At 35.9% G+C, this 14,606-nt stretch carries 15 protein-coding genes; 10 read left to right on the top strand and 5 right to left on the bottom strand.

All coding sequences use genetic code 11. From position 1 onward, the window contains the following. Window positions 1-7: 7 nt before the first annotated feature. Window positions 8-349, top strand: a complete 342-nt coding sequence (gene hypA, locus CSUIS19072_RS03585; RefSeq protein ID WP_086237238.1) for a hydrogenase maturation nickel metallochaperone HypA — start codon at window positions 8-10, stop codon at window positions 347-349. On the opposite strand, the gene CSUIS19072_RS03580 is transcribed toward hypA, so the two are convergent. The 5 genes from CSUIS19072_RS03580 to rpsO form a co-directional block, all read right to left on the bottom strand. Beyond that, a complete protein-coding gene (locus CSUIS19072_RS03580) occupies window positions 296-1,378 on the bottom strand; it encodes a hypothetical protein (protein ID WP_086237237.1) in 1,083 nt (360 codons plus the stop codon). The two genes, hypA and CSUIS19072_RS03580, sit on opposite strands and share 54 nt — an antisense overlap. Next, a complete protein-coding gene (gene queA, locus CSUIS19072_RS03575) occupies window positions 1,378-2,394 on the bottom strand; it encodes a tRNA preQ1(34) S-adenosylmethionine ribosyltransferase-isomerase QueA (RefSeq protein WP_086237236.1) in 1,017 nt (338 codons plus the stop codon). The genes CSUIS19072_RS03580 and queA overlap by 1 nt, the downstream gene beginning before the upstream one ends. Continuing rightward, on the bottom strand, window positions 2,387-3,130 hold the full coding sequence (gene tatC, locus CSUIS19072_RS03570; protein ID WP_086237235.1) for a twin-arginine translocase subunit TatC: 744 nt from the start codon (window positions 3,128-3,130) through the stop codon (window positions 2,387-2,389). Before tatC ends, queA begins: the two co-directional genes overlap by 8 nt. Further along, window positions 3,130-3,618 carry a Sec-independent protein translocase protein TatB gene (gene tatB, locus CSUIS19072_RS03565; RefSeq protein WP_086237234.1) on the bottom strand — a complete coding sequence of 163 codons (489 nt, stop codon included), beginning with the start codon at window positions 3,616-3,618 and terminating at the stop codon, window positions 3,130-3,132. The genes tatC and tatB overlap by 1 nt, the downstream gene beginning before the upstream one ends. Before the next feature lie 102 nt (window positions 3,619-3,720). Continuing rightward, entirely contained in the window at window positions 3,721-3,993 is a 273-nt protein-coding gene (gene rpsO / locus CSUIS19072_RS03560; RefSeq protein ID WP_086237233.1) for a 30S ribosomal protein S15, read from the bottom strand. Between the two features lie 192 nt (window positions 3,994-4,185). Here rpsO and ileS point away from each other — a divergent pair, with 192 nt between their 5' ends. The 9 genes from ileS (at window position 4,186) to CSUIS19072_RS03515 (ending at window position 14,567) form a co-directional block, all read left to right on the top strand. Further along, window positions 4,186-6,939 carry an isoleucine--tRNA ligase gene (ileS, locus tag CSUIS19072_RS03555; protein WP_086293339.1) on the top strand — a complete coding sequence of 918 codons (2,754 nt, stop codon included), beginning with the start codon at window positions 4,186-4,188 and terminating at the stop codon, window positions 6,937-6,939. A gap of 96 nt (window positions 6,940-7,035) precedes the next feature. After that, complete coding sequence (gene gatA, locus CSUIS19072_RS03550; RefSeq protein ID WP_086293337.1) at window positions 7,036-8,397, top strand: Asp-tRNA(Asn)/Glu-tRNA(Gln) amidotransferase subunit GatA; 1,362 nt, start codon at window positions 7,036-7,038, stop codon at window positions 8,395-8,397. Window position 8,398: 1 nt separating this feature from the next. After that, window positions 8,399-9,850: an IMP dehydrogenase gene (gene guaB / locus CSUIS19072_RS03545; RefSeq protein ID WP_086237230.1), complete on the top strand. Its 1,452-nt coding sequence runs from the start codon at window positions 8,399-8,401 to the stop codon at window positions 9,848-9,850. Beyond that, the gene (metX, locus tag CSUIS19072_RS03540; protein WP_086237229.1) at window positions 9,850-10,953 is read left to right on the top strand and encodes a homoserine O-acetyltransferase MetX; all 1,104 of its coding nucleotides are present in this window, start codon (window positions 9,850-9,852) and stop codon (window positions 10,951-10,953) included. Before guaB ends, metX begins: the two co-directional genes overlap by 1 nt. After that, complete coding sequence (xseB, locus tag CSUIS19072_RS03535) at window positions 10,946-11,134, top strand: exodeoxyribonuclease VII small subunit (RefSeq protein WP_086237228.1); 189 nt, start codon at window positions 10,946-10,948, stop codon at window positions 11,132-11,134. Before metX ends, xseB begins: the two co-directional genes overlap by 8 nt. Next, window positions 11,127-11,927, top strand: a complete 801-nt coding sequence (locus CSUIS19072_RS03530; RefSeq protein WP_086293335.1) for a carbon-nitrogen hydrolase family protein — start codon at window positions 11,127-11,129, stop codon at window positions 11,925-11,927. Before xseB ends, CSUIS19072_RS03530 begins: the two co-directional genes overlap by 8 nt. Next, entirely contained in the window at window positions 11,924-13,222 is a 1,299-nt protein-coding gene (gene murC, locus CSUIS19072_RS03525) for a UDP-N-acetylmuramate--L-alanine ligase (RefSeq protein WP_086242258.1), read from the top strand. The genes CSUIS19072_RS03530 and murC overlap by 4 nt, the downstream gene beginning before the upstream one ends. Further along, window positions 13,219-13,551: a hypothetical protein gene (locus tag CSUIS19072_RS03520; protein WP_086237225.1), complete on the top strand. Its 333-nt coding sequence runs from the start codon at window positions 13,219-13,221 to the stop codon at window positions 13,549-13,551. The genes murC and CSUIS19072_RS03520 overlap by 4 nt, the downstream gene beginning before the upstream one ends. Next, window positions 13,551-14,567: an oxidoreductase gene (locus tag CSUIS19072_RS03515; RefSeq protein ID WP_086293333.1), complete on the top strand. Its 1,017-nt coding sequence runs from the start codon at window positions 13,551-13,553 to the stop codon at window positions 14,565-14,567. The genes CSUIS19072_RS03520 and CSUIS19072_RS03515 overlap by 1 nt, the downstream gene beginning before the upstream one ends. Window positions 14,568-14,606 lie beyond the last annotated feature (39 nt).

Below are 14,606 nucleotides of genomic sequence, written 5' to 3'. Positions count from 1 at the left end.
AGATATTATGCATGAATTAGCCATAGTTCAAGATCTGTTTAAGCTTTGCGAGACAAATGCGATGAAACATAATGCTACAAAGATAAGTAAAGTAGAGGTTGAGATAGGTAGATTAAGTGGAGTAGAAGCCCACTATTTACAAAGTGCGTTTGATGCTTTTAAAGCTGATACGATATGCTCAGGTGCCACACTCATAATCCATCCTAAAGATATTACCGTTAAATGTAATGAGTGCAATGCTCAAAGTATCCTTGTAGAAAATGAATTTCTCTGTCCTAAATGCGGATCAAACTCCTTAGAGGTCATTAGTGGGGAGGATATGTATCTTATGCGTTTGGAGATGGAGTAGGGGGGGGTATTTTATAATCTCAAATAACTCATCGGCAGTATAAGGCTGATGTAAGGTCGCATCGTCAAGACTACTAGCTATTTTATCATAATTAGAATTATCGCTTATGGTGATAATCTTAAATTTTTTGATTTTTTGCCACTCTTTGATTAAATTTATCTCACTATATGGTAGATTTTTGACTATTTTTGCTTGAATAAATAGAAAATCTGGCTTATATAGCATATCTATTATATGGTTTTTTACGCTCTCCCAGCTAGGATTTGGCTGGGTGGAGATACCATAAACACTAAGCTCTGCTACAAGCGTGAAAAATTCAGTTTGGCTCTCATATGCTATTAGGGCATTTTTTTGCATTACTGATTTTATATTTAATGGATTATTTAATTTATGCATTGTTATATTAAATGAAAAAATAGAGCTATTTGGCTTTGAGCTAAATTCAATCTTAGATCCAATTAAATTGGCATAATTTGAGGCGATATGGAGATATTTGTAGTTTATATTTTTATTATTATCATCAAGTGCGGTTTGGATTTCGTTGCTATTTATATTGGCTGATGTTTTGATTGAAATTTGATATTCATCTTTTGTTTTGGTTGGTTTTATGGATAATAAAATCGAGCTATTGCTTACACTTTTATTGACAAAGCATATGAGATTGTGCGTTATATTGGTGATGGCTTTAAAATTTGCACTAAAATATCTAGCCTGTCTTGGAGAGTAATTAAAGATTATTGAGTTATTATTTTGTGCGGCTTTTGCGTGAAGCACTTTAAAAAACAGCCCCAAACGCTTTATTATATCCCCGTTTTCTACCTTATTTTGGAAAAATACTAAATTTAATTTAGCTAAGTTTTTATTTTGTGTGTAGATTAGTTTTTGATTTCTATTTTTTACAGGGCGTCTATTGATAACTATTAATATTATGATTAATAAAAGTAAAATGCTAAAGGCTATATGCTCATTTGTCCCAATTGTCTGACTTGCCATTAAAATATCTGCTATAAAAAGTATAAATAATCTCATCATATCACCAACATTGCATCGCCATAAGAGTAGAATTTATATCCCCTATCTATGGCTTGTTTATAAATTTCTTTGACATTTTCTAAACCGACGAAACTCGCTACTAACATAATTAGCGTTGATTTTGGTAAATGGAAATTTGTTAGTAGATAGTTTTGTCTTTGCGGTGGATTTGCTGGATGTAAAAATAGATCGCACAAACCATCTTTTATACCGCTTTTATAAAAATACTCAACGCACCTAGTAACCGTAGTCCCAACGCCAAGAATTGCTCTATGGCTATTTATGGATTTTATAGCTTGATCGCTTATGGAGTAAATTTCACTATGAATTTTATGATCTCTGATATCGCTAGTTTCAACTGATTTAAATGTCCCAGCACCAACATGGAGAGTGATATATGAGATGTTGTGTTTGGTTTGTAGATTTTGTATCATCTCATCACTAAAATGCAAGCTCGCAGTAGGAGCGGCTACGGCGCCATCATTTTTGGCAAATACGCTTTGATACCATACTTCATCACTTTTTTCATCATCTCTTTTGATATAAGGTGGCAAGGGGATATGACCTATTTGATTTAGAATTTTATATAGTTTTGGGGTGTCTAAAAGCTCTTGATTTTGATAAAATTTGACAATTCTATACTCATCTAAAATCTCTATAACTTCACAGCTTAATCCCTTGTCAAATTCTAAAATCGCCCCAGCTTTTATGCGACCTTTGATTAGAGTGCTAAATTTGCCATCACCCAAAGGCTGATTAAGTAGCAATTCTACGGCTCCACCACTGCTTTTTTTACCATAAATTCTAGCTTTTACCACCTTTGTATCATTAAATATAATATCGCAATCTGGCAAAAAGTCCATCAAATCACCAAATTTAGCATGGGTTATTTTAGAGTTGTTTCGCTCATAAACAAGCAGATTTGCACTCTCTTTTGGCTTAGTAGGAGAGGTGGCGATGAGATGAGATGGTAGCTCGTAATCATAGCTACTTAACGCAAATATATCACTCATCATCGCTATTTTCTTCATCATCGGATTTTGGTGCTGGATTTACTAATTTGGCAATTAAAATTGATAAAGAGTAAAGTCCGATTAAAGGGATAGCAAGCATAAATTGGCTAAGCACATCAGGCGGGGTCATAATGGCTGCAAAAACAAATATCCCAACTATAGCGTATCTAAAAAATCTCTTCAAGCTATCATCTGTGATAACTCCGATTTTAGCTAGAAAAAATGTAACAACTGGAAGCTCAAAGCTAATCCCAAATGCCACTACAATTTTAGTAAAAAATCCTACATAATCCCCTATGCTAGGAAGTGCTTGAAATAGCGTTCCACCGAAATTTATAAGAAACGCAAAGCCAACAGGCACCACAAAATAGTAGCAAAATGCGGCCCCTACAATAAACATAATTGTAGCACTTAAAACAAATGGAATTACATATTTTTTCTCATTTTCATATAGTCCTGGAGCGACAAATAGCCAAAATTGCCAAAAGATAATAGGTAAAGCAAGCAAAAGTCCAGCAAAAAATGCCACCTTCATCGCTGTAAAAAATGGCTCCGCAACTTGAGTGAAGATAATATTGCTACCATTTGGCAGTGCAGCCTTAAGCGGTGCGGTCATAAAATCAAGCAAAGGAGCCCAAAAGTTAAAACATATAATAAAGCAGATTATTACAGATATAGCACTAATTAATAGGCGTTTTCTAAGCTCGATTAAATGTGGTCTTAAATCTTCAAACATTATGCCTCTTTTGCTTTTTGAATTTCATCTGGTTTATCTATTTTATTATCTATATCATCTGGGTTATTTGCTACTATATTTTTGGGCGGTTGTGAAGAGCTATCTTGATCTAGCTCCAATCCGGCATTTAATTTATTAATCGGATTGAGATTTGAGATTTCATTTTGAATATCAGCTAGGGATTTTTGCGTTGAGTTGTTAATGCTATTTATATTGCTTTTTAGCTCATCAAGCTCTTCAAATGTGAGCTTTTTCCTTACTCCATCTATACCGTTAGCTAGGCTATCTTTATACTTTTTGGCATCTTCTTTTAGTTCAGCGATCTTTATCTCTTGCTCAAAAGTGCTTTTAGCTCCGTTAATAGTCTGTTTAAAAACCTTAAAAAATTTAGCTATATTTACCATTGCACTTGGTAGTTTATCAGGACCTAAGACTATGACAGCGACAACGGCGATTATTATTATCTCGCTGATTCCCATTCCAAACATAAAAATTCCTAAATTTAAATTTGGCAAGTATTTTACAATTTTTTTGCTTAATAGATATTGATTTTATTTGGATGGATAGTAAAGCCCCTTTGGGGCTTTGGATTATTTATCTCTTAGACCTAGCTCAGCTATTAGCTTAGTGTAAGTTTCATATTTAGTAGCTTTAAGATATTTTAGTAATCTCTTGCGGCGACCAACTAATTTTAATAGACCTAGTCTTGAGCTAAAATCTTTTTTATTTACTTTTAGATGTTCTGTAAGCTCTGCTATTCTTGTAGTAAGAAGTGCTATTTGAACTTCTGAAGAGCCTGTATCTCCACTTTTTCTAGCAAATTTTGCAACTATTTGAGCTTTCTTAGCCGTATCTAAAGCCATATTTGACCTCCTGAGCGGTATATAAAATTGAGCGGAAATTATAGCATAATAACCCAAAAATTTGCTTAAAAATCATTTTTGATTTATAAATTAAAATTATGAAATTTAGCTATATTAAATTTCGAAATTTTTACTTAAGTTTTATTTATTTTTTGCTAAAATCAAAAAATTTTTATCACTAAAGGTATTATTATGGATTATAAAGATACTCTTTTATTACCAGTAACTGAATTTGCTATGCGGGGCAATTTGCCGCAAAATGAGCCAAAAAGATATGCTAAATGGGATGAGAATAGAGTCTATGAAAAGATGAAAAAATCTAGACAAAACGCCCCTATAAACTTCAATATCCACGATGGCCCTCCATATGCTAATGGCCATCTTCATATCGGCCATGCTTTAAATAAAATTTTAAAAGATATAATAATCAAAACTCACTATTTTTTTGGAGAGAGCGTTAGATTTACTCCAGGTTGGGATTGTCATGGATTGCCAATAGAACAGCAAGTAGAGATAAAGCTTGGGGATAAAAAAAAGAGTATGAATACAGCTGCTATTAGAAGTGAATGTAGGAAGTGGGCTGCTGAATTTATAGATATTCAAAGGGCTGAGTTTAAATCTCTTGGGGTAGTTGGGGATTGGGAAAATCCATATATGACTATGAAGTATAAATTTGAAGCTAATATATATAGAACCCTGTGCGAAGTGGCTAAAAAGGGGCTTTTAATAGAAAGAAGTAAGCCGGTATTTTGGAGCTGGGCAGCTAGAAGTGCTCTTGCTGAGGCTGAAGTGGAGTATGCTAATAAGGAAGATTATAGCTTATATCTAGCATTTAAATTAAGCCAAGAAGCCGCTAAAGCAATTGGGGTTGAAGATGCAAAGGCAGTTATATGGACTACCACTCCATGGACACTAGTGGCTAATCAAGCAATTAGTTTAAATCCAAATGAAATTTATTGCGTTACTAGCGAAAAGCTTATTTTTGCTAAGCCTTTGCTTGAAGCATTAGTAGCTCAAGGCATTACAAATGGGGAGATAATCAAAGAATTTAAGCCACAAATACTAGAGAATTTAACCGCTATAAATCCGCTAAATGGTAGAAAATCCATATTTATCCTTGGAGAGCATGTCTTGATGGATGGTGGGACTGGGCTAGTTCATACCGCACCTGGTCATGGCGAGGATGACTATTTTGCTAGTCTTAGATATGGTATAGAGGTTATTATGCCTGTTGATGAGGCTGGACTTTATGATGAGACTTTAAGACATAAAGGATTATTACCAAAAGATATAGTAGATGAGTTTGTAGGTTTGCATATCTTTAAAGCAAATGATAAGATTATCGAGCTTTTGGGCGATTGGGTTATAAAAGTTAGTAAATTTACCCATAGTTATCCATTTTGTTGGAGAACTCACAAGCCTGTAATTTATAGAGCAACTAAGCAGTGGTTTATAGCTATGGATGAGCCAAAATTAGGCGGTAAAACCTTGCGTCAGATCGCACTTGAGGCTTTAAATAGCGTTAAATTTTATCCAGAAGCTGGTATAAAAAGAATAACTTCAATGATAGAAAATCGCCCAGATTGGTGCATTTCTCGTCAAAGAGATTGGGGTGTGCCGATTGCATTTTTTAGGCTTAAATCTACTAAAGAGGTTATTTTCGATAGTGAAATTCTAGAGCATATTGCTAAAATTTTTGATGAAAATGGAGCCGATGCTTGGTGGAGTATGAGTATTGATGAGTTACTACCAAGTGGGGCTAAATTTAAAGCTGATGAGCTAGAGAAAGTTAGCGATATTTTAGATGTTTGGTTTGATAGTGGCTCTACTTGGAATGCTGTGCTAAATAGCGATGATTACGACGCTGGAGAGTATAGTGCTAATATGTATCTAGAAGGTAGCGATCAGCATCGTGGGTGGTTTCAAAGCTCTTTATTGCTAAGTTGTGCAGTAAATGAAAAAGCCCCATATAAAAGCGTTTTAACGCATGGATTTACCGTGGATAAAAATGGTGAAAAGATGAGTAAATCCAAAGGCAATGTCATAGCCCCGGATGCGGTAGCCAAGGAATTTGGGGTGGAAATTTTGCGTTTATGGGTAAGTTTAAGTGATTACTCAAGCGATTTAAAAATTGGCAATGATATATTAAAGCAAGTTGCTGAGCAGTATAGAAAAATTCGAAATACCATAAGATTTTTACTAGCAAATGTGAGTGATTTAAAAGAGTTAAATTATGAATTTGGCTTACTTGATAGATGGATTTTAGGCAAAGCTAGTAGCTGTTTTAAAGAGGTAAGTAGCTGTTTTAAAAACTATGAATACTCTAAAGGATTTAATATTTTATTAAATTTCTTAAGTGGTGATTTGAGTGGAATTTACCTAGATGTCTGTAAAGATAGATTATATTGCGATTCTTTAAATAGCACTAAAAGAGCTAGCTCACAAACTGCTATGGTGATTATTACTAAGGCGCTTTTACCGCTGATTGCACCGACTCTTACATATACAGTTGATGAGGTTATGGAGTATGCACCTAGCATTATAAAAGCTCAAGCTAATGATGTTTTTGATCTAGTTTATGAAGAGCTTGAATTTGGGCTTGAAGTAGATGATGAGCTATTAAAACAGAGCAAAGAGAAATTTAATGAGATAATAGATAATCTTAAAAAAGATAAACTCATCAAATCCACTCTTGAGCTAGAAGTTCAGACTAATAGTGATTTAATCCTATCTTTTAATAGCGATGAAGTTGCGGATTGGTATATGGTAAGCAAGGTTGGAGGCTTTAGGATTGGTAGTGAGATTTTGGCTGAATTTATAGTAGGAGACCATAGATTTATCATAGCCAAATCAGATGGATATAAATGTCCAAGATGCTGGAAATTTAGCGCTATTAGCGATAATTGCTTGTGTGATAGATGTTCTGAGGTGATGAGTGTTAAGTGAGCCAGTAGGAGCGGTAACTATAGTTGCTACTATAGCGGTTTTGCTGATTATCACAGCAGTTGGGGTAGTTTTGGTTAATAAGTATAAGGAGAAAGAGTGATAAGTTTAAAAGAGGCTATAAAATTAAATTCTAACGAGCTAAATACACTTCGTAAAGAGCTGATTGAAAATATAAAAGCAACCAAAGAGATAGGTGCTTATATCGAGCAGCTCACAAATAGCGATATTGATGAGAGCTTTGCTGGTGTGCCAATTGCTATAAAGGATAATATACAAGTTAAAAATTGGAGCATTACTAGCTGCTCAAAGATCTTACAAGGGTATAAAGCACCATATAACGCAACTGTCATAAATAAGCTAATCGCATCAGGACTTGCGCCATTTGGTAGGACCAATATGGATGAGTTTGCTATGGGTAGCACCACTGAAAGCTCATATTATGGTAAAACTCTAAATCCACTTGATCACACTAGAGTTCCAGGCGGAAGTAGTGGTGGAAGCGCAGCGGCCGTAGCAGCCGGTATAGCTATAGCGGCTCTTGGTAGTGATACGGGTGGTAGCATACGCCAACCAGCGGCGTTTTGCGGTTGTGTGGGGTTTAAACCTACATATGGTAGAGTCAGTAGATATGGACTTAGTGCCTATTCTAGTAGCTTAGATCAAATAGGGCCAATTACGCAAAATGTAGAAGATGCGGCTATTTTGTATGATATAATCGCTGGATATGATAAGTTAGATAGCACAAGTGCTAATATCGAATTTAACGCTACTGCGCCCAATTTAAATCCAAATAGAAAATTAAAAATCGCCGTTATCAAAAACTATGTTGATGAGGCTAGTGAGCCTGTTAGAAATGCTCTGAATTTAACTATAGAAAAGCTCAAAAATGCCGGCCATGAGATATGCTATAAAGATTTAGCCAACTCCAAATACAATATAGCAGCATACTATATAATTGCTACGGCTGAAGCTAGTGCGAATTTAAGTCGCTATGATGGCGTAAGATATGGCAATAGAGCCTTGGCTGATACTTTAGGGCAGATGTATGCTAATACCAGAGGCGAGGGCTTTGGTGCTGAAGTTCAGCGAAGAATGCTACTTGGGACTTTTGTTTTAAGTAGTGGGTATTACGATGCTTACTATATCAAAGCACAAAAGGCAAGGGCTTTTATCAAGCGTGAATATGATGAGATTTTAAGCGAGGTAGATATAATCTTAATGCCAGTAGCTCCATCTGTAGCATATAAATTTGGCGAATTAAAAGACCCTTTGAGTGCGTATCTAAGTGATATATATACAATTGGAGTAAATTTAGCAGGGTTGCCAGCTATTACTGTGCCAGTAGCAAGTGATGAAAATGGGCTAAATATCTCAGCTCAATTAATAGGCGCAGCGTGGCAAGAGCAGGTGGTTTTAGATGCGGCTTTAAATTTAGAGAATATAGTAAAAGGAAAGTAAGATGAAAATCGTAAAAAGAGCCTTGACATTTGAAGATGTTTTGTTAGTGCCTCAATACTCAGATATTTTACCAAAACAAGTAGATATAAAATCTAAATTTAGCAAAAATATTGAGCTAAACATACCTGTAGTTTCAGCTGCGATGGATACGGTTACTGAGCATAGAACGGCTATTATGATGGCTAGGCTTGGGGGCATTGGGGTTATACATAAAAATATGGATTTAGGGTCTCAAGTAAAAGAGGTTAAAAAGGTCAAAAAAAGCGAAAGTGGCGTTATCATGGATCCTATATCTATCACAGCTGAAGCTAGTATTAAAGAGGCTTTGGAGCTAATGAGTGATTATAGAATTTCAGGTGTGCCAGTAATTGATGAAAATAGGGTATTAATAGGGATTTTGACAAATCGTGATTTAAGATTTGAAAATGACTATAGTAAAAAAGTAGGCGAGGTCATGACTAAAGCTCCGCTTATTACCGCTCCACTAGGATGCACACTAGATGATGCACAAAAGATATTTTCAACCAACAAAGTAGAAAAGCTCCCTATAGTCGATGATAGCGGTAAATTAGAGGGTTTAATAACCATTAAAGATCTTAAAAAACGAAAAGAGTATCCAAATGCTAATAAAGATAAATTTGGTCGCCTTAGAGTAGCTGCAGCCATTGGAGTTGGGCAGATAGATAGAGCAAAAGCTTTGGCTGAAGCTGGAGTTGATGCTTTAGTTATGGACTCAGCTCATGGTCATAGCAAAGGGATTATAGATACTCTAAAAGAGATTAAATCCTTAATAAGTGGAGTAGATATAATAGTAGGCAATGTAGCTAACCCAAAAGCGGTAATTGATCTTATAAAAGCTGGAGCTGATGGGGTAAAAGTTGGCATAGGTCCAGGCTCGATATGCACTACTAGAATTGTAGCTGGAGTTGGGGTGCCTCAAATTACGGCTATTAGTGATTGTGCTGATGCGGCTAAGGAATTTAATATCCCAATCATCGCTGATGGTGGTATAAAATATAGTGGCGATTTTGCCAAGGCTTTAGCAGCTGGTGCTAGCTGCATTATGGTAGGAAGCTTGCTTGCAGGGTGCGATGAGAGTCCAGGTGAGTTAGTAACATTCCAAGGGCGTCAATATAAGAGCTATAGAGGTATGGGAAGTATCGGAGCTATGACAAGAGGAAGTAGCGATAGATATTTTCAAGAAGGCACCGCTCAAGATAAGCTAGTGCCAGAAGGGATAGAGGGTCGTGTGCCATATGCTGGGACAATCCGTGATGTGATCCATCAGTTAATTGGTGGGTTAAGAAGCTCAATGGGGTATTGTGGTAGTAAGGATATTAAAACCTTCCAAGATAAGGCTGAGTTTGTAGAGATCACAAGTGCAGGGCTAAAAGAGAGCCACGCTCATGATGTTATAATAACTCAAGAAGCACCAAATTATAGAGTAAATTAGTGGAAATATATAGAGCTGTAGAGCATTTTGATGAGCCGTTGCATTTAGAGAGTGGGCGAATTTTAAGCGAATTTGATTTAGCTTATGAGTGCTATGGTAAGTTAAATGAGAATAAGAGTAATGTTATAGTAGTTTGCCACGCACTTACTGGATCGGCTCACGCTGCTGGTATCCATAAGGGAGATAGAAAGCCTGGTTGGTGGGATGGCGTAATAGGTGATAATAAGACGATTGATACTACTAAATATTTTGTGATTTGTGTAAATATTTTGGGTAGCTCATTTGGCTCTACTAATCCTTTAAGCATAGAGCCAAGCACGAAAAAAGAGTATAGACTACGATTCCCTGTCCTTGTAATTAGCGATGTGGTTAGGGCGCAGATGAGGCTATTTGATAGGCTAGGAATCAAAGAGGCGTATGCGGTTATAGGTGGGAGCCTTGGGGGTATGCAAGCTTTGTGCTTTGCTATAGAGTTTCCAAATTTTGCCAAAAGAGTGATAATGCTAGCGACTACTTATGCTACTAAGGCGTGGGCTATTGCTTTTAATAAAATTGCGATTGAGGGCATAGTAAAAGATCCAAATTTTAAAGGCGGATACTATGATAAAGATGATATAGAGGCAAATGGCTTAATAGGAATGGCACTTGGTAGAATGGCTGGGCATATTAGCTTTTTAAGTCCTGCTACGATGGATAAAAAATTTGGTAGAAAATATGTAGAAACAGATGGATTATATGAGCTTTTAGGAAGGTTTGAAGTCGATAGATATATGGAGTATAATGGCAATAACTTCCCTAAAAGATTTGATCCACTATCATATTTGTATGTTATAAAGATGATGAATAACTTTGATTGCACTAGGCATTATGGCTCACTTAATGAGGCTTTAATGCTTACTCGTGCTAGGCTGACATTTATCTCATTTAGCGGAGATATTTTATTTCCACCAAATTTAATGCTTGAGATGTATGAGGCTTTAGTTAGTATAGGGCAAGGGCATAGAGGTAGATATATATGCGTTGAGAGTGATTATGGGCATGATTCATTTTTAGTAGAGATAGATAAGATAGAAGAGCATATTAAAAGGGCGTTAGATGAGTGAAAATTTTGAAAGTAAGATTGAGAAAATTGAGAAGCTTTTAGAGAGTTTAAATGATGAGAATTTAACTCTTAGTGATAGCGTGAAGTTATATAAAGATGGATTGAAATTAGTTAATGAAGCAAGGGCTATGCTAGAAAATGCTAAGCTTGAGATTACTCAAATAGGAGAAGAGAGTGAGTAGGGTTGCGGCTTTACAGCTACACACTTTGGCTATGAGTGATTCTAGGATTGATCACTACTTAAGCTTAGCAGCTAAGGGTGGGGCTAGCGTGGTTGTGCTTGGCGAGTATGTGATAAATTCATTTTTTAATGATATTATCAAAATGCCTAAATCTATGATAAAAGAGCAAAGCGAGCAAAAAAAGAGTAGTCTTCTAGCTATGGCAAATAGATATAATCTAACGATAATCGCTCCACTTTTACAAGTTAAAGGCAAAGAGTGTAAAAAGGTAGTAGCGAAATTTAGCCCACAAAGCACAAAATATGAAGAGCAAAATGTCTTAATAGATTATCCGCACTGGAATGAAGCGAAATTTTATTCTAAAAAAGAGAGTTTTGGGATAATGAGCTTTAGCGTTGATAGGATTAAATTTGGCGTTATTTTTGGATTTGAGGCGCATTTTGATCGTATTTGGGCTGAGATTGTGGCTAAAAAGATTGATTGCGTTTTATTACCAAGTGCTTGTGCTTTAAACTCCAGTAGTCGCTGGAATGAGCTTTTAAAGATGAGAGCATTTACAAATAATGTATATATTGTCCGCGTAAATAGACTAGGTAAGACTAAATTTGATGATATTGAGAGTGAGTTTTATGGGCAAAGTATGCTTATCAATCCGCATGGAGAGATTGAAAATAGCTTAGATTCAAATGAGGGAATGCTAATGTGTGATATTGATAAAAAGCTGATTTTACAAGCTCGTTCAATATGGAAATTTAGACAAAAAGCTGAAGCTTTATTAGGATTAAATATATGAAAAAGGTGCATTTTATCGGTATTGGTGGGATTGGGATTTCAGCTATTGCTAGATTTTTAAAAGAGCGTAATTTTATAATTAGTGGCTCTGATATAGCTGATAGTCCCACTACTAAAGAGCTTAGAGCTAGTGGTATGAAGATTACCGTCCCACACTGCGAAAGTGCTATAGATGATCCTGATTTTGTCGTTTATAGTGCAGCTATTAAAAGTGATAATGTGGAGCTTGTAGAGGCTAGGAAGCGTGGTATTGAGTGCTTATCTAGAAAGGAGGCTTTGCCGTTTATTTTAGAGGGCAAAAGGGTATTTGCCGTAGCTGGAGCGCATGGTAAAAGCACCACTTCAGCTATGCTAGCTTCTCTTATGAAAGGTAGCGCTATAATAGGTGCTATAAGTAAAGAATTTGGCTCAAATATGAAGTATGAAGCTAGTGAGGATCTGATATTTGAAGCTGATGAGAGCGATAGTAGCTTTTTAAATTCAAACCCATTTTTAGCCGTTGTTACAAATGCTGAGCCAGAGCATATGGAGCATTATGATAATGATATGGATAAATTTTACGCTGCTTATAAGGGCTTTTTAGAGCGTGCTAAGATTAGGGTTATTAATGCTGAAGATAGCTTTTTAAGCACGATTAAGATGGACGCAATTAGATTAGAAAAAGGCGATATAACCAATCTTCAAATGGTGCTTAGAAATTATGAGCCATATACTAGCTTTCATCTTAAAGGTCTTGGTAAATTTGAAGCTTGGGGCATGGGAGAGCATATTGCTATTGATGCTAGTCTTGCTATTTTGGCTGCTAATTCTATAATTGGCCTTGAAGAGATTAGAGAAAATCTTAAGAAATTTAAAGGGATTAAAAAGCGATTTGATATATTAGTAGCTAATGAGAAATTCGCTCTAATAGATGACTATGGTCATCATCCAACCGAGATTAAAGCGACTTTAAAGAGTGCTAAGGAGTATGCGAAACTACTTGGGCTTGAGAGTATTACAGCGATATTTCAGCCACATAGATACTCAAGGTTATTAGCAAATTTAGATGGATTTAAAGAGTGTTTTGATGAGGTTGATGAGCTTGTGGTATTGCCTGTTTATGCTGCTGGAGAGGAGCCAAATAATATAGATTTAAAGAGCGAATTTAAGGGTGCTTTATTTGCCGATACTATCAAGCGAAATGGCGATAGTATTGAATTTTTTGATAATTTTGGTGTAAAGCATAGTTTAGCTAGCGGACTTGTCATTGGGTTTGGTGCTGGGGATATTAGCTATCAGCTTAGGGGTGAGAGATGAGAATTTTACTTTTTTTAGTGCTTATCCTTGCTGTTTTAATTCTTCTTGCTATATCTAATGATAAATTAAATTTAAAATCCAAAATATCTATTTTAGTAGTTTGTGTAGTTGTATTTTTAGCTGGTTTTATATATAACCAAAATGATAATAAAAGAAGCAATGATATAAAGGAGCTTTTGTATAAATTCAACGCAAATGAGAGTATAAAATGTGGGGATTATAATATCACTAATTCTAAATTTAATTATGAATTTGGCACTAGTAGCTTTGTCTCAAAAGAGCAAAATGGTATCATAATACCTATAGAAAAATGTTTAAAGGAGAACTAATGTCTATTTTATTTGAACCTATTAAAGTTGGGAATTTCACACTACCAAATCGTATAGCTATGCCACCAATGTGCGTTTATAAAGCAAGGGATTATAGCGGATTGCCACGATGTTTTCATAGATTACACTATCCGGCTAGATCGCTTGGCGGAGTGGGATTTATCATAGTTGAGGCTACGGCTGTATCGCCAGAGGGTTGTATATCTAAAAATGATTTAGGTCTATGGAGTGATAATCAGATAGAAGCACACGCTAAATTAAACTATGAAATTAAAAAATATACCACTCAAACCACAGCCATTCAGCTAGGACACGCTGGAGCTAAGGGGACTTGCGATAATATACTAAGCCCTAGCGGTATATGCTTTAGCCCTGAATATGACCGCCCAAAAGAGCTAACTACTCAAGAGATTTATGAGATTGTAACGAAATTTAAAGATGCCGCCATAAGGGCTAAGGCTGCTAATTATGATATTGTGGAGATTCACGCAGCTCATGGGTATTTGATTAGTGAGTTTTTAAGCCCATTAACCAATAAAAGAGATGATGACTTTGGTGGAAGTATTGAAAATAGAATGCGACTTTTAAGCCTAATTGCTCAAGAGATAGCTCCGATTATTCCATTTGGCGTGCGTATTAGTGCTGATGATTGGGAAGTAGGTGGTAATACCATAGAAGATAGCAAAATAGTAGCTAAAAAGTGTGCTGATTTAGGTGCGTGCTATATCAGCGTATCAGCTGGTGGAGTGGTATCTAAGCCAAGTTTATTGCCAGAGATTAAGCCCCTTTATCAGGCTAATTACGCTAAGGCTATTAAAGAGGTTGTGGGTATCCCTGTTATTGGAGTGGGGTTGATTACCACAAAAGAGCAAGGCGAGGAGATGATCGAGGGTGGATATTGTGATATTGTAGCTTATGGTAGGGAGCTTTTACGCAATCCAAATTTCGCACTATACGCAGCTGCTAGTGAGGGCAAAAGTGAGCTTATAGACTTCTCATACCAAAGGGCGTTTTAAAATTAAATTTTGTCAAATTTATCCAAATTTGACAAAACT

Origin of the sequence: Campylobacter sp. RM19072, from assembly GCF_024723485.1 — a bacterium.
GTDB lineage: Bacteria > Campylobacterota > Campylobacteria > Campylobacterales > Campylobacteraceae > Campylobacter > Campylobacter porcelli.
Note: the sequence above shows the minus strand (reverse complement) of the source record. Positions and strands in the feature narration are given on the sequence as shown.